Consider the following 17,299-nt stretch of genomic DNA (forward strand, 5'->3'; position numbering starts at 1 on the left):
CGGGCGGGGTAACGGCTTGAGCGTAACCGATCGCCCCGGCTGGACCTCCGCGCCATTTCCCGTTTGCCCGATGTGCCCTTGATCGCGCCACAGCTTTTAACCTCGCCGAAACCGTGACCCCCGTGGCCGGGGCCGGGTCTGGCACGATCGGTGGGTGTTTCCCTCCAGCACGCCGGACACCGGCCGTGACCCGTGGCCCGACCAGCCCCCGGGCGGCCCGCCGCGCGCGGGCGACGACCAGGAGCGGGCGGAACGCGGTGGCCCCCGCCGGGCCCGGCGCGACGGGGAGCCGGCGCGCCGACCCGCCATCGAACCAGGGGACGAGAAGGCCGAGGAGGTCACCCCGCCCGTCGAGGTGCGGCGGCCGCTCGCGCTGAGCGTCGCCGGCTTCGCCGCCCTGCTCGGAGCCGGTCTGGTGCTGGCGGCGCAGACCTCGGGGCCCGGTCACCGGCTGCCGTTCACGATCGTCGTCCTCAGCGTCCAACTGCTCTCGGTGCTGGCCTGGACGATGGCGGCGCGGCCGCCCGCGCTGGCGGTGGTCGCCGCGGTCAGCGCCGTCGCGGCGGTCGCGGCCGACACGGTTGCCGTGCGGACCGACGTCGCCCGGCTCATGCCCCTGGTGCAGATCCTCCTGGCGGGGCTGGTGGCCGCCGTACTCGGCCAGCTCGTCCGCCGCGTCGACCGGGTGCGGGTCACCGACTCGCTCCGGGGTACCGCGCTGATCGTGGCCGGCGTTGTGGCGTTCGGCACGCTGATCGTGCTCAGCCGGATCCCGGCGGGGACCCAGGCCATCACGGTCTGCCTCACCGCCGCCGGCGTCGCGCTCACCGTCGCCCGGGCCACCGACGCGTTCGCCGCCTGGCCCCGACTGGCCCCCCAGGTCCCCCGGGGCGCGGCCGGCGTGGTCGGCGGCGCCATGGTCGGCACGCTCGTCAGCGCGCTCCTCGGCAGCTACCTGGTGACCCCGTTCACCCCGACCCGGGCCGCGATCATGGGCCTGGTCGCGGCCGTCGCGGCCGTCCTCGCCGACCTGGCGGTCGGGTACGCGGAGGCGGGCCGCCTGATGGCCGGCGAGCAGCCCACCATGTGGGTGGCCCGGCACATGCAGGGCCCCCTCGCCGGCTTCGCCCTCGCCGCCCCGGCCGCGTACGCCCTGTGCAAGCTCGTGCTCTGACCGGAGATTGAGAATTCGACCGTTCGGGTACCACCGGGGCGCCGCGACGCGGCAACGGTGAGGACGACAGGAGGCGGCGTGACCGACGAGTACGCGTACCAGGAGCGGCCCCGGCGGCGGGGGCGCCGCGCACTCGTCGTCCTCCTCGTCCTGCTGCTGGTCCTGGCCGGCCTGCTGGTCGTGGCCGACCGGGTGGCGGCCGGGGTGGCCGAGCGCGCGATCGCCGACCAGATGCGGCAGGAGATCGCCAAGCAGGACGCCCAGTCGTCCCCGCCGGAGGTCGAGATCGGCGGCTTCCCGTTCCTCACCCAGGTGCTCGACGGCCGGTACGAACGCATCTCCATCGGGCTGCGCGAGGTGCGCGGCTCGGTGCAGGGCGACGCGGTCGCGCTGCCGACGCTCGACGTGGACGCCCGCAACGTGGCCGCCTCGCTGGACACTATCCGGTCCGGGCAGGGTGACGTGGTCGCCGAGACCGTCAACGGCACCGGCATCATCAGCTACGACAGCCTGACGGCGCTGCTCGACCGTGACGGGCTGCGGCTGGGCGAGCAGGGCGGCCGGCTCGCGGTGACCGCCCCGGTGGACATCCTCGGGCAGCGGCTGACCGTCACCGGCACCGCCGACATCACGGTCAGCGAGCAGGGAGCGGTGGCCCTGCGGTTCAACAACCTGACCGCCGAGGGGCTGCCCAACGTGCCGTTGGCGCGCACGCTGCTCAACAACTACGCGCAGAGCATCTCGATCGACGTGCCCCTGCCGGAGTTGCCGTTCCAGCTCGCGGTCCGCGAGGTCCGTCCGCTGCCCGAGGGGCTCCAGGTGACCGCGGACGCGAGCAACGTGCCGATCAACGCGGTGGGCTGACCGTCCGGGCGCGTCCCGGATGCTGGTCCGTCCGCTGGCGTCACCGGGGATCGCTGGTAGGCTCCCTGGCCATGGGGACGCTCCTCACCAAACGGCGCGCGGTCGACCTGTGCCGCGTGGCCACCTGCCTGTGTCGCCCCGTCATCTGACGGCGGGGCTGTCCTCGGCTGCCTAGCGGCCAACGGCACGCAGGAGCTTCTTTCTTCTCCCGTGCTCACTTTCAACGCCCGGCAGCGGCGCCGTCGCACGAACCCGTGATCCGTCCATACGGTGGATTCCGCGCGCGGTGCGATCCTCACATCTTTCGATGCCTCGTGCTGGTTCACCGTCCATCTTCACCAGGGAGTGATCTGATGAGTCGCGACACCGCACTCGTCTCGGCCGACTGGGCCGAGAAGAACCTCGACGCCCCGGGCGTCGTCTTCGTCGAGGTCGACGAGGACACCTCGGCCTACGACACCGGCCACCTGCCCGGCGCGATCAAGCTCGACTGGAAGACCGACCTGCAGGACCCGGTCCGCCGGGACTTCGTCAACAGGTCCCAGTTCGAGGCGCTCCTCTCGGAGCGGGGCATCGCCAACGACGACACCGTCATCCTCTACGGCGGCAACAACAACTGGTTCGCCGCGTACGCGTACTGGTACTTCAAGCTCTACGGCCACGGGGACGTCAAGCTGCTCGACGGCGGCCGCAAGAAGTGGGAGCTGGACGCCCGCCCGCTGGTCAAGGACGCGGTGACCCGTCCGGCGACCCAGTACGCGGCCCAGGAGCCGGACAACAGCATCCGGGCCTTCCGCGACGAGGTGGTCGCCGCCATCGGCGCCAAGAACCTGGTCGACGTGCGCAGCCCCGACGAGTACGCGGGCCGTCTCCTCGCCCCCGCGCACCTGCCGCAGGAGCAGGCGCAGCGCGCCGGCCACGTCCCGACCGCGATCAGCGTTCCGTGGTCGAAGGCGGCCAACGAGGACGGCACCTTCAAGTCCGACGACGAGCTGCGCAGGATCTACGCCGAGGCCGGGCTGGACGACAGCAGGGAGACCATCGCGTACTGCCGGATCGGCGAGCGCTCCTCGCACACCTGGTTCGTGCTCCAGGAGCTGCTCGGCCACCGCAACGTGAAGAACTACGACGGTTCCTGGACCGAGTACGGCTCGCTGGTCGGCGTGCCGGTCGCGCTCGGTGACGAGCCGGGGGAGGCCTGAGTCATGACCGCACCCACCGCCGCCGGTTGCGCCGCACCGGACCAGGCCGCACCGCTGCCCGCCAGCCTCGACCTGGAGAAGGAGACCGTCATCGCCGGCGTCGTCCGCTCCACCGAGGGCGAATCGGTGCCGGGCGCGTACGTCCGGCTGCTCGACTCCACCGGTGAGTTCACCGCCGAGGTGGTCACCTCACCGGCCGGGCAGTTCCGCTTCTTCGCCGCCCCCGGCACGTGGACGCTGCGGGCGCTCTCCCGTCACGGCAACGGCGACACCGCCGTGACCGCCGCCCGGGGCATCAACGAGGTGGCCGTCACGGTCGCCAACTGACCCACGCTCTGCATCGGCTCGCGGCCCGCCACCCCGTACGGGGCGGCGGGCCGCAGCCGTTCCTGCGAGAACGTGGGCCGCAGCCGAGTCGGCCGCCCGGAGGGTCAGGCGGACGACAAAGCGCCGGGACCGCCAGTCGCGCAGCGCCCGCTTGACCGAGGTGACCGATCGTCACCACGGCAAGGGCGTCTTGTGACCGATCCGAAGACGTGGCTCCGAAAGCCCTGAGGGGCTCACTCGCCGTCGGGGGCGGGCGACGCAGCGTCAGCGACTGGAACCGGTAGCCGCGGGCCGTCGGTCGCAACGCACCGTCACCTCGAAGGACATGGCTCACGCCTGGATCCCTTTGGAGCTGATCCACCTGTGTCGTCAAGCAGCAGACGGTCGACGGGGCACCGAAGTTGATGCATTGACGGCATCAGCTCCAAAGGAGCGACCGGAGTGGTTCTTCCGGCTGGGGTCGGCCGGAGCCTCGGTACAACGAGGCGCTCACCTCAGATGCCGGTCGCTCTCGTGCAGGGCGAGGAGGGATCGAGGGCGAAGTCGAGCGTGCCGACGAAGCCGGCCCGGACCCGGGTGCGCCGTACCTCGGGGACCCAGCCGTCCTTGGCGACGATCACGTCGTAGCGGCCCTTGGGCAGCCACCACGCGTACCGGCCGGACGCGTCCGCGGTCAGGGTGTAGCCGGCGCTGCCGCCGACCAGGTTCACCCGGACCGTCGCCGGTACGCCGACCGTCACGCCACCGCAGGTCACCCCGGTGACCGTGCCCAGGAGCTTGCCCCAGCTCGCCGGCGGCGACACGTTCATCTCGACCGTCACCGGTGGCACCGGGTACGGCACGTCGGCCGCGAACGCCAGCTCACCCGCGTACCGTCCGGGCTGCGCGACTCCGGCGGCGGCCGTCGCGGTGAGCGTGACGGTCACCGTGCGGGACGCTCCCGGCGCCAGCGTGAAGCTGGTGGGCGAAGTGCCGAGCCAGGGCAGGTCCGCCTCCTCCGCGCACAGCTCCAGGCCACCCAGCCGCTCGCTCTGCACCGACCCGACGAACGAGGTGGGCGAGCCGCCGATCCGGTACGCCCCGCACGCGGCGGCGCCCCGGTACCGGGCGAACCCGGTGTTCGGCAGGTCCCGCCAGCTGCCCGTCGCCGGGTCGTAGCCGACCGTCCGGTTCGTCACCACGCTGGACCCGCTGGTCACGCCGCCGGCCAGCACGAGCATCCCGCCGGCCGCCGCGTACTGCGAGGCCCACATCTCCAGCGGCAGGTCGGCGATCCGGGTCCAGCCGTCCGAGGCCGGGTCGTACCGGTACGCGTCGGTGTACTCGGTACTGCCGGTGCCCCCGGCGCAGTACACCTGGGCGCCGATTCCGCCGCAGCTCAGCCAGGCGACCGGGTGCGGGTAGGGTGCGCCGGTGGTGAAGGTTCCGGTCTTCGGGTCGAACGCCAGCAGCCGGTCGGTCTCGGCGCACGCCCCGTCCGTGCAGCCGCCCACGAGGTAGACCTTGCCGCCCGCGACCGCCGTCCCGGCGGCGGCGACCGGTGTCGGGTTGGCCGCCCCGGCCAGCGTGCTCCAGGTGCCGGTGCCCGGATCGAACACGTCGACCGACGCGACGGTGTTCTCGTCGGCACCCCAGCCACCGAACACGTAGAGTTTGCCGCCGACCGCCGCGACGGCCGGCTTGGCGCGGGCGGTCGGCAGGTCGGGCAGCGCCGTCCAGGCCGCCGTGCCCGGGTCGTACGCCCAGGCCAGGCGCTCGGTCCCGGTTCCGCTGCCACCGCCGACCGAGTAGACCCGTCCGTCGAGCCACGCGGCCGCGTTGTCGAAGACCGCCGCCGGCAGGTCGGCGATCCGGGTCCAGGCTTCGTCCGCCGACGGGGTGACCTCCGGCGCCGCGCCGCCGTACGCGGTCCCGGTGCGTGCCTTGCTGATCCCCTTCACCGTGACCTCGCGCAGCGGGGCTCCCGCCCGGTTGAGCAGGTCGAACCGTCCGGCCCGCTCCAGCATCTCCACCGTCGCCGGGGCGGTGCCGGTGTTCGTCACCGTGAGCCGGGTGCTCCGGGTGCTGCCGTACCGCTGGTGGGACTCCACCTGCCCCGGGGTGACCGTGAGTCGGCCGGCGGCCAGCGCGAAGTCGACCCGCCGCACGTCGCCGGCGACGACCGTGACGTCGCGGGTGGCCGGTGCGTACGGCCTCAGCGTCGCGGTGAGAGGGTGGGTCCCGGTGCGGCCGGAGAAGAGCCAGTAGAAGCCGTCCGGCTGGGTCGGGTCCTCGGGTGTGGCGGCCGAGTCGCCCCGGTCGGCGGGGCGGTCCACGCTGGTCACGGAGACCCCGTTCACCGGCGTGCCGGAGTTGCGGTCGGTCGTCCTGCCGACCACCAGGCCGCCGGGCACCGGCGTGCAGTCCCGGTTGACGAGGGTGACGTCGTCGACCTGCCACCACCAGGCGAACGTGCCCGTGAAGCGGAACCGCACGCGGACGTCGGACGCGCCCCCGGCCCCGGTCAGCGGCACCTCCTCGATGCGGGGCCCGCGCCGGCTGGACGTCTGCTGCCAGACGTTGGTCCAGTTGGCGCCGCCGTCGGTGGAGACGTCCACGTCGGCGGCGTCGTTCACCCCCACCGCGCGCCAGTCGCTGCGGAAGCGCAGGACGGGCGCGGGCGCGCCGGACAGGTCCACCGGCGGGGTCACCAGGTCGGTGTCCTGGGTGTTGCCGGAGCCCAGCGTGTCACTGTCGACGATCGCGAAGCCACCGCTGCCGCCGGTGAGGTTGCCGCGAGCCCCGGGGTCGTCGAAGACCCAGCCGCCCTTGTCGGTGCGGTTGGCCACCGACCACCCCTGCGGTGCGGTCGTGCCGTCGAAGCCCTGCGTGAGCAGCGACGGGCCGAAGTTGCCGGTGTAGCCGGCGGCGGTGCAGGCCGGGTCGACCGGCAGCGCGATGTCCGCCGTGGCGGAGCCGTAGCCGACCGGCACGTCCCGCGTCACGGTGCGGTAGCCCGGGTACCGGGCCGTGACGGTGATCCGGTACCCGGTGTTCCCGGCCACGGTGGCCGACCAGCGGCCGGTCGCCGGGTCGGTGAAGACCGGGCCGCCCGGACGGCCGGCCACGTCGACGCGAGCGTAGAGCGGCCAGCCGTGCCCGGAACCGTCGGTGACCCGGCCGCCCAGGGTGACTGTCGGGCTCGCCGCCAGCGCGAAGTCCCGGGTGGCCGCAGCGCCCTCGGCGACCGTGACCGTGGCCGACTGCGTGGCGAAGCCGTACGCGGAGACCGTCACGGTCGTCTCGCCGGCCGGCACGGTCAGGGCGTACCGGCCGTCGGGGCCGGTGGTGACGGTGCGGGTGCCGTCGCCGACGGTCGCCCCGGCAACCGGATCCCCGTCAGCGGCCGAGGTCACCGTGCCCGGTGATCCGGCCGACCGCCCCGCGCGGGGCGCCGCGCACCGCCTCGTACGCGTCGAGGCGCCCTTCACCGAAAACGTTGTTGTCGGCGGCGGACCCGCCGCAGGTGGTGGCGTCGACGTCCCGGGCGGTGCGGTCCAGCAACGCCTCGGTGGCGGCGACGTCCCCGCGCAGGCCGGGGGCGGCCGACCAGACCAGGGCCGCCGCTCCGGCGACGTGCGGTGCCGCCATCGACGTGCCGTTGAAGGCCGCGTAACCGCCGCCGGGCACGCTGGAGCGGACGGCCACCCCGGGGGCGGCGACGTTCGGCTTCAGCGGGTCGGTGCCGGAGCCGCGACCGGAGAAGTCGGCGATGGCGCCGTTCGACGCGTACGCCCCGACGGCGTACGCGGTCGGGTGGTCGCCGGGCGAGCCGGCGCTGCCACAGGCCGGACCGTCGTTGCCGGCGGAGAAGACCGGGAAGATGCCGGCGGCCCGCCAGGCGGCGACGGTCTGCTGGTACCAGGGATCGCCCCCGTCGCCGCCCCACGAGTTGTTCACGATGTCCGGACGCAGGTCAGGTCGCGGGTTCTGCCCGTCCGGGTCGGTCGGGGCGAGGATCCACTGGCCGGCGGCGAGCAGCGAGGCGTCCGAACACGTGTTCGCCTCGCATCCCTTCGCGGCCATCCACCGCGCGCCCGGGGCGACGCCGATCTGGTTGCCCGCCCCGTCGTCGCCGACCATCGTGCCCATCACGTGGGTGCCGTGGTCGTTGTTGTCGCAGGGCGCCGGGCCGGGGCACACCCCGGTCGGGTCGTACCAGTTGTAGGCGTGGTCGAAGCTGCCGCCGAGGTTGCCCCGGTAGGAACGCACCAGGGCGGGATGGTCGTACTGCACGCCGCTGTCGATGTTCGCCACCACGACGCCCTCGCCGCGGTCGCCGAACTCGTCCCACACCCGCGGCGCGCCGATGTCGGTGAGACCCCACTCGACGGCGGCGGTCCGGGCGCGGCCGACCGTGGCCGGCGTCGGCCGGACCAGCGGGTAGCTGCGGGTGGGTTCGATCCGGGCGACCTCGGGCCGGCCCGCCAGCTCGTCGATCAGGGCCCGGTCGCCACGGACGCGGAGGGCGTTCGCGATCCAGTACGACGTGTGCTCCACCTTGCGCCCGTCCAGCAGTTCGCGGAGGTCGCGCTGGGTGCGTTCGGCGGTACCGGTCAGCAGCCGGTGCACGGCGCGGGCCCGGCCGTCCGCGTCCCGCAGCTTCGCCGTGTCGGCGAGCGGGGCGGTCTCCCGCAGGTACACCAGGAACGTCGTGCTACCGGTGGCGGTACGGCCGTCGAGCAGCCCCGGCGCGACGGTCGCCCGGGCCGGGGTGCCGGGCGGCGGCGCGGCGAGCGCGGGCTGGGCGGTCAGCCCGAGCACCAGCGCGCCGAGCGTGACGGCCACCCGCCGCAGGCGGGACCGTGTGGATGGTCGTACGAACACTGTTCCCTCCCGACGTCCGCGGTCCGGGCGGTTCCGGCCCCACGGAAGTCATGGTCGTAGGCCGACAGAGGGCGATCAATGGAATGTTTCGGTCAGTACCTGGTCAGTGACGGGGCGCGATTCTGGCCATACGCTGACCGCGAGCCCCGCCGGGACGCGTCGGCGGGTGGGAGCGTTTCACGTCAGCACGGGCAGCCGGGAGGCAGCGTGTCCGGTGGGGGAGTCCCGATAGTTGTCTGTGTCAGCCCCGACGTGGCGGTGCGCGAGCACGTGCTGCGCCGGCTCGACGGGGTGGGGCCGGTCGTGAGCTGCGCCGACCTCGCCGAGCTGCGCGCGATGCTCTTTCCCGAGCCGCCCGCCGGGCCGACATCGACGCCGGTGCCGGTGCCGGTGCCGGGGGAAAGTCCGGTGACCTGCGGTGACCTGGTCGTCGACGGGCCGGGGCACCTGGTCACCTGGCGGGGGTGCCCGCTGGCGCTGACCCGTATCGAACGGGAGCTGCTGGCGCGGCTGGTCAGCCCGCCGGTCGTGCTCTGGAGCTACGAGCGGCTCTTCGCCTGCGTCTGGCGCGGCGCGTACCTCGGCGACACGGCGATCCTGCACTCGGCGATGAAGCGGCTCCGGCACAAGCTGCGGCTGCTTCCCGACGGCCCACGGGTGCAGACCGTGCGCGGTGTCGGCTACCGCTTCGTCCCCGCACCGGGCGACCCCGACGGGTGACCGCGTGGCGATGTCGGCGACGACGCCCGGCCGCGGGGCCGGCCCGGGGGCGGCGCGCAGCCGATCGCGTCGGTTCTCCACCAGCCCGGGCGGGCCGCCGGGGTGACGCCGTCGGCGGGCGACGTGCCGGCGCGTGACACGATGGCGCGGTGAGTGCCGTCCACCCCGGGTACGCCCCGCCGACCGGTTCCGCCCGCCCGCCGGGCCGCCGCCGCGCCGCGCGTTGGTTGCTCGTCGCCACCGTGGCGTGGGCGGTGCTGCTGGCGGCGCTCACGTGGTGGTCGGTCCGCACCGACCCGCCGACCGTGAAGGAGCAGCGCACCATCGGCCAGGCCGCGCCGGTGGTCGAACGCGCGGTGGGCCGCCTCGTCGCCGCGATCGGCCCCGCGGCGGCGTGGGTCATGACGCCGGATTCGGTCGAGAAGGGGTGCCGGGTCACCCCGGTCAGCAGCGGCGCCGACCTGACCCGCGGCGTCGACGTGCTGCTCGCCGAGGGCGGGGAACGGCCCCTGCTGGACCGGGTCGCCGACGCGCTTCCCGAGCCCTGGCGGGCCGGGGTGCGGGACAGCGTGGACGGCCCCCGGCTGCGTGCCGACGCGGGTGACTTCGTCCTGGTCGAGGGCGAGGTGGCCGGCCCCGGCCGGGTCCGGTTCACGGTGGCGACCGGCTGCCGCCCGGCCGACGTGGAGTTCGTGGACTCGCTGCCGCTGCCCGCCGCCGGCCCGGCTCTGGACGAGGCGTCACGCGCCCTGGGCCGGCCGGCGACCGACGCCACGCGGGCGGTCGTGGCCCGCTGCCCCGACGGCGGGAAGGCCTGGACCCGCTGGATGGACGCCGGTTCCGAGCCGGTGTCGCTGGCCGCGCTGGCGCCGCTGGCCGCCGGCGCCGTCCTCGTCGACACCCCCGAGGCGTACGCCTACCGGCGCGGCCCGGACATCGTCGTCGCCGACGCCACCGGCGAGGAGCTTCGGCTCGCCGCCTCCACCGGCTGCGCCGGTTGACCGCGCCGCCGCCTCCACCGGCTGACCGCGCCGTCCGGGCGGAACACCGCCCGACGGGTCAGTGGCCTCGGCTGGAGTCGTGCGGGCCGCGGCTGCGGCCGAGGGCGTCCACCCGACCCCACCGGCCCGGGATGTCGAGCAGTTCGACCCGGCCCATGCCTTCCGGCACGTTCGGGTCGATGATGAGGTGATCCCCCTGCGGCTCCAGACCGAGGATGATCCGCAGCAGCAGCAGCGGGGTGCCGGCCGACCAGGCCTGCGGGCTGCATGCGGTGGGGTACTGCACCGGGTAGTCGGTGAGGTCCCGGTCGTAGCCGGCGAACGCCTCCGGCAGCCGGCCGGCGAAGAACCGGGAGGCGGCGAGGATCCCCTCGCAGACGAGCCCCGCCTCCTCGTGGAAGCCGTATTTCCACAGCCCCCAGGCGATGATCGAGTTGTCGAACGGCCAGACCGTCCCGACGTGGTAGCCGATCGGGTTGTACCGGCCCTGGTCGTCGGCGAGCGTCCGCACGCCCCAGCCGGAGAAGAGCCGGGGACCGAGCAGGTGCTGGGCGAGCCGCCCGGCGCGCGACTCGTCCACGATGCCGCTCCACAGAAGGTGGCCGATGTTCGAGCTGAGCGCATCCACCTGGCGGCCGTCGGCGTCGAGCGCGAGCGCGTAGTACTCCTTCTCCGGGATCCAGAAGTCCCGGTTGAACCGCATCTTCAGTTCGGCGGCCTCCCGCTCCAGCCGGTCGGCGTACGCGGGGTCGTTGAAGAACCGGCGGGCCAGCCGGGCGCCCCGCATCTTCGCGTCGTAGGCGTACCCCTGGAGTTCGCAGGTGGCGCGGGGGAAGCCCGGCAGGCGGCCGTCCCGGTACGAGATCGAGTCCCAGGAGTCCTTCCAGCACTGGTTCGCGAGTCCGGTGTCCGGGTTGCGGGTCCGGTACCAGACGTAGCCGGTCCCGAGCAGGTCGCCGTACGTGTCGATCCAGGCGAGGGCGGCGCGGATGTTGGACTCCAGCTTGATGATCAACTCGGCGTCGCCGGTCCACCGTTCGTACTCGTCGAGCAGGATCACGAACAGCGGCGTGGCGTCGGCGGAGCCGTAGTAGGGGGAGTGGGGCTGCTCCTCGAAGCCGGCGGTCTCGCCGTACCGCAGCTCGTGCAGGATCTTTCCCGGCTCTTCGTCCCGGAAATCGTCCAACCGGTGCCCCTGGAGACCGGCGAGGAGCATGATCGTCGACGGAATCAGGTCGGGCAGGAAGGGCACCACCTGCAACGCGGTGAAGATGCTGTCCCGCCCGAAGAGGGTCATGAACCAGGGCAGGCCGGCGGAGATCAGCCGGGCGCCGAGGGAGATGGACTCGTAGCGGAGGGCCGCCAGGTCGTTGAGGCTGCGCCGGTACGCCCCGGCGAGCGGCTCGCAGTCGCAGCCGAGCTTCGGCGCCCGCTCGATCAGCTCGTTCTGCTCGGCCTCGATGGCGGCCGGGTTGCGGATTCCCCCGTACGACGGCAGGTTTGTTCGGATGTCTTCGCCCCGGGCGCCGTAGATGATGGTGGCCACGTGCAGCCGGGTCGTCCACTCCCCGTGCGGCGCGATCCGGATCCGGAACGTCATCCCGGCCACGTCGATCTCGCCGGGCGCGCTGGTCGAGACCACCGTCTCCCGGTGGAAGGCCTCCCGCCGGTAGACGAGCCGCAGCTCGTTCTCGCCGACGGCGGCGGTGGTGTGGCCGTGCTTCTGGCGGACGTTCTTGATCTCGAAGAGGTCGCTGAAGTCGGCGCCGATGTCCATCCGGAGGCTGAACTCCATCTCCTCGCCGGAGTGGTTCAGGACGGTCAGCTCCTCGTCGATGCTGCCGCCGATGGCCCGGCTGCGGATCACCGACACCTTCGCGTCCACGTAGTGGGTCGGCGCGCCCGGCACCAGGAAGAACCGCGTCTGGTACGACGCCGCGTCATCCACCGACAAGGCGTGCAGGCGCTCCCCGTCGAGGGTGAGTAGCCAGGTGGACAGGAACCGGGTGTCGAACGAGAAGAGCCCGGTGGGAAAGTCCAGGGACGGTTCGATGTCCCCGCGCCGGTCGCTGACCAGGAAGGTGTTGCCGTCCAGGATGCTGATGAGCTGCTTCACGGCAGCCGCCCGGCCTGCTCACGGGCCACCTCACGAGGGTCCCGCGTGCCCGGCGGGTTCGGGAAGAAGCGGCGGAAGGCGAGGAAGAGCACCACGTTCCCGCTGAACGTGCACTCGTTGCGCAGCACCGCGGAGATGCCCTGGGCGCGTCCGGTGACGAGCCGGTCGAACAGGTCCTCGCTGCTGTACCAGATCGCGTCGGCCGGCCCGCGGTGGCGGCTCACCTCGATCGCGCCGGGCTGCATCTGGACCCGCCAGTGCTCGGTGCGGTTACCGCTGCTGAGTTCGATCTGGAGCGTCCCGCTGACCAAGCCGCGCAGGATCTCCGGGGCACGCGCCGGCAGTGATTCGAAGAATCGCTCCGTCGCCTCGGTCACATCCGAATCGTAGGCATTAGCCCGAGTTGTCGGGTCGGTTCCGCTGCGCGCGCTCGCCGGTATCCGTCGCCCGGAGCCCGGCCCTAGTAGACGAGCGCCCTGGCGTCCTCGGCCATGGTCTCCTCGACGAAGACCGCCGCGCCCGCGATCCGGACGCCCGGCAGCACGTCGCCCGGGCCGATGTCGCGCCGCGCCGCACACTGGGTGCAGGCCGTCACCCGGCCAGTGGTCAGGATCACGTGCAGCAGCTCCGCCAGCGGCGCCGAGTGCGGCAGCGCGAACTCCTGTGCCCGCCCGGGCAGCGCGAACCAGGTGGCCTCGCCGGTCAACCAGAGCGAGACGTCCACCCCGGCCGCGGCCGCGGTGGACGCGACCGTGAACGCCTGCGCGCACCGCTCCGGGGCGTCGGCGCCCGCAGTGGCCTTGACGACGAGAGTACGGGCCATGACGCCAGCATAGGATGGTCGCCGATGGTCACCGAGATTGGGTTCGTCAGCCTGTTGGTCGCCGGCCTGGGCGCGCTCGCCGGTGGCCTGGTCTACCTTGCCGTACGCATATCGAGAGGCCGTTGGTGAAGTCTGCGCCGACGGGGAAGGGCGGAGTGAACCGGTGAGCGACGAGAATCCCCTGCAGCCACCGCCGTGGCTGAACGCGCCGCCGGTCGACCCGTACCCCTACGAGGAGAGCCACGACCTGCGGGTCGGTCCGAAGCTGCACCCGACGCTGGACGGCCTGCTGCCGTACATCGGGGTGTGGCGGGGGCGCGGTCGGGGCGGCTACCCCACGATCGAGGACTTCGACTTCGCGCAGGAGATCCGGATCAGCCACGACGGCCGGCCGTTCCTGTTCTACGAGTCCCGCGCCTGGCTCCTGGACGAGCAGAGCCGGCCGGTCCGCCCCGGCGGGCGGGAGGTCGGCTGGTGGCGGCCGGTGCTCGCCGGTGACCGGGCGACCGACGAGCTGGAAGCGCTGATGACCACGCCCACCGGCGTGATGGAGCTGCACATCGGCAAGCGCACGGGCACGCAGATCGAGTTCGTGACCGACGCCGTCGTCCGCACCTCCACCGCCAAGGAGGTCACCGCCGGCCACCGCCTGTTCGGCATCGTCGAGGGCGCCCTGCTGTACGCCCAGGAGATGGCCGCCGTCGGTCACGGCCTCTCCCCACACCTCTCCGCCCGGCTGATCCGCGTCGGCGGCTGAGCACCGGCCGGGGTCCGGGCCACGGACCCCGGCTCAGGCCGGCGGCACGGGGAAACCCACCAGGGCCTGCAACCGCGCGGTGTACGCGGACCGGGGCCGGTCGACTCCGTCGATCGCACGGACCTCGACCAGGCCCCGGACCGACGAGGTGAACCAGACGCCCTCGGCGGCGTCCAGGTCGGCCGGCGTCGCCATCCGTTCGTCGGCGCCCAGCCCCGCCTCGTCGGCGTGGGCCAGCAGCCAGGCGGCGGTGGTGCCCGGAAGGATGCCGGTGCCGGCGGCCGGCACCGTGCACAGGACGTGCCCGGCCAGCCACACGACGTTCGCGATCGGGCCCTCCAGCGCGTACCCGTCGGAGGAGATCCAGAGCACGTCGTCGACGCCCGCCCGGGAGGCCCAGCGGCGGGCGGCGGTGCTCACCGCGTACGACGTCGACTTGACCCCGGCGGGCAGCCAGTCCAGGTCGGCCCGGGCCCGGGCCGGCACGCCCAGCGGCAGCGTCGCCACGGTGACGGCGTCCCGGCGGGCGTTCCGCGCCGACGCCGGCACCTCCGCCAGCGTCGCGTACACGGTGGGCGGCCCGCCGCCCTCCGGCCCTCGGGTGCAGACCAGCCGTAGCGCCCCCTCGACGTCGACGGGCCAGCCGGCGGCGACCTCGTCGAGCAGGGCGACCAGCACCTCGGCCGGGGGCAGGGGCAGCTCCACCGCCTTCGCCGACCGGGCCATCCGCTCCAGGTGGGCCTCCCGCAGCCAGGGCCGCCCGGACCGCAGGTGCATCGTCTCGAAGAGCCCGTCGCCGCGCAGGACGCCGAGGTCGTCGCCGCGCAGCACCGGTTCCCCCACCGGCACCCGGCCGCGCCCGAGCACCGCCATTCTCGCCGCCACCATGACCGCCGAGCATAGGGCCTGTGCGGTGGTGGCCGGGGTTCCGCGCGTGGGCGAACTATGATCGGACGGTGTCCGAAACCTCCCTCGCGGAACTGCTCCGGGCCCGTGGCCTGCGGCTGACGGCGCAGCGGCAGCTCGTCCTCCAGGCGGTGCTCGACCTGGGCCACGCCACACCGGAACAGGTCCACACGGCCGTCCGTGAGGTGGCCGCGGGGGTCAACATCACCACCATCTACCGCACGCTGGAGCTGCTGGAACGGCTCGGCCTGGTGACCCACACCCACCTCTCGCACGGCTCGCCGACGTACCACGCGGCCGGTGAGGACCAGCACGTGCACCTGGTCTGCCGCGAGTGCGGCGCGATCGACGAGATCGATCCGGACCTGCTGCGCCCGCTGGCCGACCAGCTCGCCGAGCAGCGGGGGTTCTGTGTGGACATCGGCCACGTGTCGCTCTTCGGTGTCTGCGGACGCTGCCGGAACGGGGACCGGGAATGATCGACATCGAGGGTGCGGTGGCCGTCGAGAGCATCGACGAGGCCAGCCGCGACCAGCCGGAGCCGGCGCACGCGGCGGCCGGCGTACGGGGGGTGGCCGCGCACTACGGCGACCCGCTGCGCGAGCAGCGCACGCTGGAGAGCGCCGTCGGCCTGGTCGACCGCTCCCACCGGGGCGTGATCGCGGTCCCCGGTGAGGAGCGGACCGGCTGGCTGCACACGCTCACCACCCAGCACCTCGGGCAACTGGCCGCCGGGCAGGGCACCGAGTTGCTGGTGCTCTCCCCGCACGGGCACGTGGAGCAGCACGCGATGGTCGCCGAGGACGGCGTCACCACCTGGCTGGACACCGAGCCCGGAGCCACCGGCGGGCTGCTCGCGTACCTGGAGCGGATGCGCTTCTTCAGCAAGGTCGACCCGCGGGACGTGACGCCGGACCACGCGCTGCTCTCGCTGGTCGGCCCGGAGGCGCCGGCCGCCCTGACGACCCTGGGCGTGAGCGGCCTCGCCGCGCCCGACGTGCTGGCGGTGCCGGGCCCCAAGTTCCACGCCGGCGCGGTGCCGCCCCGGCCCACCGTGCTCTACGACGTCCGCCCACTGCCCGTGGGCGGGTGGGCGCGTCGGGTGCCGTCGGGTGTCGACCTGCTGCTGCCCCGGGCCGCGATGGCGCAGGTGGTGGCCGAGCTGCGCGGCGCGGGGGTGCCGGTGGCGGGCCTCTGGGCGTACGAGGCGGTGCGGGTGGCGGCCCGCCGGGCCCGGGTGGGGGTGGACACCGACCACCGCACCATCCCCGCCGAGGTGGATCTGGTCGCGCCGGCCGTGCACCTGGAGAAGGGCTGCTACCGGGGGCAGGAGACGGTGGCCCGGGTGCACAACATGGGCCGGCCGCCACGCCGGCTCGTCCTCCTGCACCTCGACGGGGTGACCACCGACCGACCGCCGGCCGCGGGGACGCCGGTGACCCTCGACGGCCGGGCGGTCGGTTTCGTCGGCACCGCCGTGCTGCACCACGAGCTCGGCCAGGTCGCCCTGGCGGTGGTCAAGCGCAACGTCCCCGACGACGCCCGACTGCTCATCAACGAAACCGCCGCCGCGATAGACCCGATGTAAGGAAGGGCCCCTTCTTAACGCCTCCGGTAGAGGAAGGGCCCCTTCCTAACGCTCATTACGCCGGAAAACTTCCTGTCGACCGGCACCGGGGCCGCCGTCTAGGATCCGGGCATGACGACAGGTACGTTGATCACGGTTGCCCCGACCGGCGCGGAGTCGGCCAAGGCGGAGGTGCCGGCGCTGCCGGTGACCCTCGACGAGCTGCTGCTGACCGCCAAGGAGTGCGAGGCGCTCGGCGCCGCCGTGATCCACGTCCACATCCGGGACGACGCGGCGAAGCCGACCCTCGACCAGGGCCGACTGCGTGACACCGTGGCGGCTCTGCGGGACAGCACCGATCTCGTCGTGCAGCTCTCCTCCGGGGGTGCGGTGACCGACCCGGAGGCCGACCGGCTCGCCGTCCTCGACGCCGGCCCGGACATGGCCTCCTGCACGATGGGCACGGTCAACTTCGGCGACGACGTCTTCCTGAACCGGTGGGAGTTCATCGTCGAACTGCACACCCGGATGCAGGCGCGGGGGATCGTCCCCGAGTACGAGATCTTCGACCTCGGGCACCTCACCGCCCTCCAGCGCCTGCTCGGGAAGTACGGCCTGCCGGCCGGCGGGCACGTGCACGTCGACTTCGTCATGGGCGTCCCCGGTGGCATGCCGGGCACCACGGCCACGCTGGTCGCCGCCCAGCAGATGCTGCGCGACCTGCCGGAGGGGACGACGTTCTCGGCGACCGGCATCGGTCGCAGCACGATCCCGGTGCTGCTCGCCTCGCTGTCGGCCGGCGGGCACCTGCGGGTCGGTATGGAGGACACGGTGACGTACGCCAAGGGCCAGCCGGTGGAGTCCAACATGCAGCTCGTCGCGCGCGCGGTCGGCTTCGCCCAGCTTGCCCAGCGCCCGCCGCTCACCACCGCCGAGGCCCGCGGGCTGCTCGGTGTGACCGCGGCCGGCCGGTAAG

Annotated in this window: 16 protein-coding genes and 1 pseudogene; 12 read left to right on the plus strand and 5 right to left on the minus strand. The window is 73.6% G+C overall.

From position 1 onward, the window contains the following. The first annotated feature begins 154 nt into the window (after positions 1 to 154). From GKC29_RS07070 to GKC29_RS07085, 5 genes are all read left to right on the plus strand, one after another. Positions 155 to 1,174, plus strand: coding sequence for a hypothetical protein (locus tag GKC29_RS07070; protein WP_155330056.1), 1,020 nt, complete (start codon positions 155 to 157; stop codon positions 1,172 to 1,174). A 78-nt stretch (positions 1,175 to 1,252) separates the two neighbouring features. After that, positions 1,253 to 2,038: a DUF2993 domain-containing protein gene (locus tag GKC29_RS07075; RefSeq protein ID WP_155330057.1), complete on the plus strand. Its 786-nt coding sequence runs from the start codon at positions 1,253 to 1,255 to the stop codon at positions 2,036 to 2,038. 71 nt (positions 2,039 to 2,109) lie between these two features. Further along, entirely contained in the window at positions 2,110 to 2,187 is a 78-nt protein-coding gene (locus GKC29_RS30520; protein WP_311202345.1) for an Ms5788A family Cys-rich leader peptide, read from the plus strand. 204 nt (positions 2,188 to 2,391) lie between these two features. Continuing rightward, complete coding sequence (locus GKC29_RS07080; RefSeq protein ID WP_155330058.1) at positions 2,392 to 3,240, plus strand: sulfurtransferase; 849 nt, start codon at positions 2,392 to 2,394, stop codon at positions 3,238 to 3,240. 3 nt (positions 3,241 to 3,243) lie between these two features. Then, entirely contained in the window at positions 3,244 to 3,567 is a 324-nt protein-coding gene (locus GKC29_RS07085) for a DUF1416 domain-containing protein (RefSeq protein WP_155330059.1), read from the plus strand. Between the two features lie 494 nt (positions 3,568 to 4,061). Here GKC29_RS07085 and GKC29_RS07090 read toward each other — a convergent pair. Continuing rightward, positions 4,062 to 8,433 (minus strand): annotated as a pseudogene (locus GKC29_RS07090) (S8 family serine peptidase). A 207-nt stretch (positions 8,434 to 8,640) separates the two neighbouring features. Here GKC29_RS07090 and GKC29_RS07095 point away from each other — a divergent pair. Beyond that, a complete protein-coding gene (locus GKC29_RS07095) occupies positions 8,641 to 9,153 on the plus strand; it encodes a winged helix-turn-helix domain-containing protein (protein WP_370463318.1) in 513 nt (170 codons plus the stop codon). A gap of 149 nt (positions 9,154 to 9,302) precedes the next feature. Beyond that, positions 9,303 to 10,154 (plus strand): hypothetical protein, encoded by an 852-nt coding sequence (locus GKC29_RS07100; RefSeq protein ID WP_155330061.1) that lies wholly within the window; start codon positions 9,303 to 9,305, stop codon positions 10,152 to 10,154. A gap of 58 nt (positions 10,155 to 10,212) precedes the next feature. Here the strand turns inward: GKC29_RS07100 and GKC29_RS07105 are convergent, their stop codons facing one another. From GKC29_RS07105 to GKC29_RS07115, 3 genes are all read right to left on the minus strand, one after another. Next, positions 10,213 to 12,270, minus strand: a complete 2,058-nt coding sequence (locus GKC29_RS07105) for a glycogen debranching N-terminal domain-containing protein (RefSeq protein WP_155330062.1) — start codon at positions 12,268 to 12,270, stop codon at positions 10,213 to 10,215. Continuing rightward, positions 12,267 to 12,647 (minus strand): SCP2 sterol-binding domain-containing protein, encoded by a 381-nt coding sequence (locus tag GKC29_RS07110; RefSeq protein WP_155330063.1) that lies wholly within the window; start codon positions 12,645 to 12,647, stop codon positions 12,267 to 12,269. The genes GKC29_RS07105 and GKC29_RS07110 overlap by 4 nt, the downstream gene beginning before the upstream one ends. 83 nt (positions 12,648 to 12,730) lie before the next feature. Beyond that, on the minus strand, positions 12,731 to 13,093 hold the full coding sequence (locus GKC29_RS07115) for a DsrE family protein (RefSeq protein ID WP_155330064.1): 363 nt from the start codon (positions 13,091 to 13,093) through the stop codon (positions 12,731 to 12,733). A gap of 24 nt (positions 13,094 to 13,117) precedes the next feature. On the opposite strand from GKC29_RS07115, the gene mtfM reads away from it, so the two are divergent. Further along, positions 13,118 to 13,222: a small membrane protein MtfM gene (gene mtfM, locus GKC29_RS30325; RefSeq protein WP_267897534.1), complete on the plus strand. Its 105-nt coding sequence runs from the start codon at positions 13,118 to 13,120 to the stop codon at positions 13,220 to 13,222. A gap of 34 nt (positions 13,223 to 13,256) precedes the next feature. Continuing rightward, positions 13,257 to 13,850 carry an FABP family protein gene (locus GKC29_RS07120; RefSeq protein ID WP_155330065.1) on the plus strand — a complete coding sequence of 198 codons (594 nt, stop codon included), beginning with the start codon at positions 13,257 to 13,259 and terminating at the stop codon, positions 13,848 to 13,850. A 33-nt stretch (positions 13,851 to 13,883) separates the two neighbouring features. On the opposite strand, the gene GKC29_RS07125 is transcribed toward GKC29_RS07120, so the two are convergent. Next, positions 13,884 to 14,738: an aminotransferase class IV gene (locus tag GKC29_RS07125; RefSeq protein WP_155330066.1), complete on the minus strand. Its 855-nt coding sequence runs from the start codon at positions 14,736 to 14,738 to the stop codon at positions 13,884 to 13,886. 68 nt (positions 14,739 to 14,806) lie between these two features. Here GKC29_RS07125 and GKC29_RS07130 point away from each other — a divergent pair, with 68 nt between their 5' ends. The 3 genes from GKC29_RS07130 (at position 14,807) to GKC29_RS07140 (ending at position 17,298) form a co-directional block, all read left to right on the plus strand. Continuing rightward, the gene (locus tag GKC29_RS07130; RefSeq protein WP_155330067.1) at positions 14,807 to 15,235 is read left to right on the plus strand and encodes a Fur family transcriptional regulator; all 429 of its coding nucleotides are present in this window, start codon (positions 14,807 to 14,809) and stop codon (positions 15,233 to 15,235) included. Further along, positions 15,232 to 16,344 (plus strand): folate-binding protein YgfZ, encoded by a 1,113-nt coding sequence (locus tag GKC29_RS07135; RefSeq protein ID WP_155330068.1) that lies wholly within the window; start codon positions 15,232 to 15,234, stop codon positions 16,342 to 16,344. The genes GKC29_RS07130 and GKC29_RS07135 overlap by 4 nt, the downstream gene beginning before the upstream one ends. Positions 16,345 to 16,455: 111 nt before the next feature. Continuing rightward, a complete protein-coding gene (locus tag GKC29_RS07140; protein WP_155330069.1) occupies positions 16,456 to 17,298 on the plus strand; it encodes a 3-keto-5-aminohexanoate cleavage protein in 843 nt (280 codons plus the stop codon). The last annotated feature ends 1 nt before the right edge of the window (position 17,299 follow it).

This window comes from Micromonospora sp. WMMC415, from assembly GCF_009707425.1.
Lineage (GTDB): Bacteria > Actinomycetota > Actinomycetes > Mycobacteriales > Micromonosporaceae > Micromonospora.

What these genes read in the sequence shown, in the direction of transcription:
- GKC29_RS07085 (WP_155330059.1), top strand. Translation starts at nt 3,244, where the DNA reads ATGACCGCACCCACCGCCGCCGGTTGCGCCGCACCGGACCAGGCCGCA.
- GKC29_RS07080 (WP_155330058.1), top strand. Translation starts at nt 2,392, where the DNA reads ATGAGTCGCGACACCGCACTCGTCTCGGCCGACTGGGCCGAGAAGAAC.
- GKC29_RS30520 (WP_311202345.1), top strand. Translation starts at nt 2,110, where the DNA reads ATGGGGACGCTCCTCACCAAACGGCGCGCGGTCGACCTGTGCCGCGTG.
- GKC29_RS07115 (WP_155330064.1), bottom strand. Translation starts at nt 13,093, where the DNA reads ATGGCCCGTACTCTCGTCGTCAAGGCCACTGCGGGCGCCGACGCCCCG.
- GKC29_RS07125 (WP_155330066.1), bottom strand. Translation starts at nt 14,738, where the DNA reads ATGGTGGCGGCGAGAATGGCGGTGCTCGGGCGCGGCCGGGTGCCGGTG.
- GKC29_RS07135 (WP_155330068.1), top strand. Translation starts at nt 15,232, where the DNA reads ATGATCGACATCGAGGGTGCGGTGGCCGTCGAGAGCATCGACGAGGCC.
- GKC29_RS07140 (WP_155330069.1), top strand. Translation starts at nt 16,456, where the DNA reads ATGACGACAGGTACGTTGATCACGGTTGCCCCGACCGGCGCGGAGTCG.
- mtfM (WP_267897534.1), top strand. Translation starts at nt 13,118, where the DNA reads ATGGTCACCGAGATTGGGTTCGTCAGCCTGTTGGTCGCCGGCCTGGGC.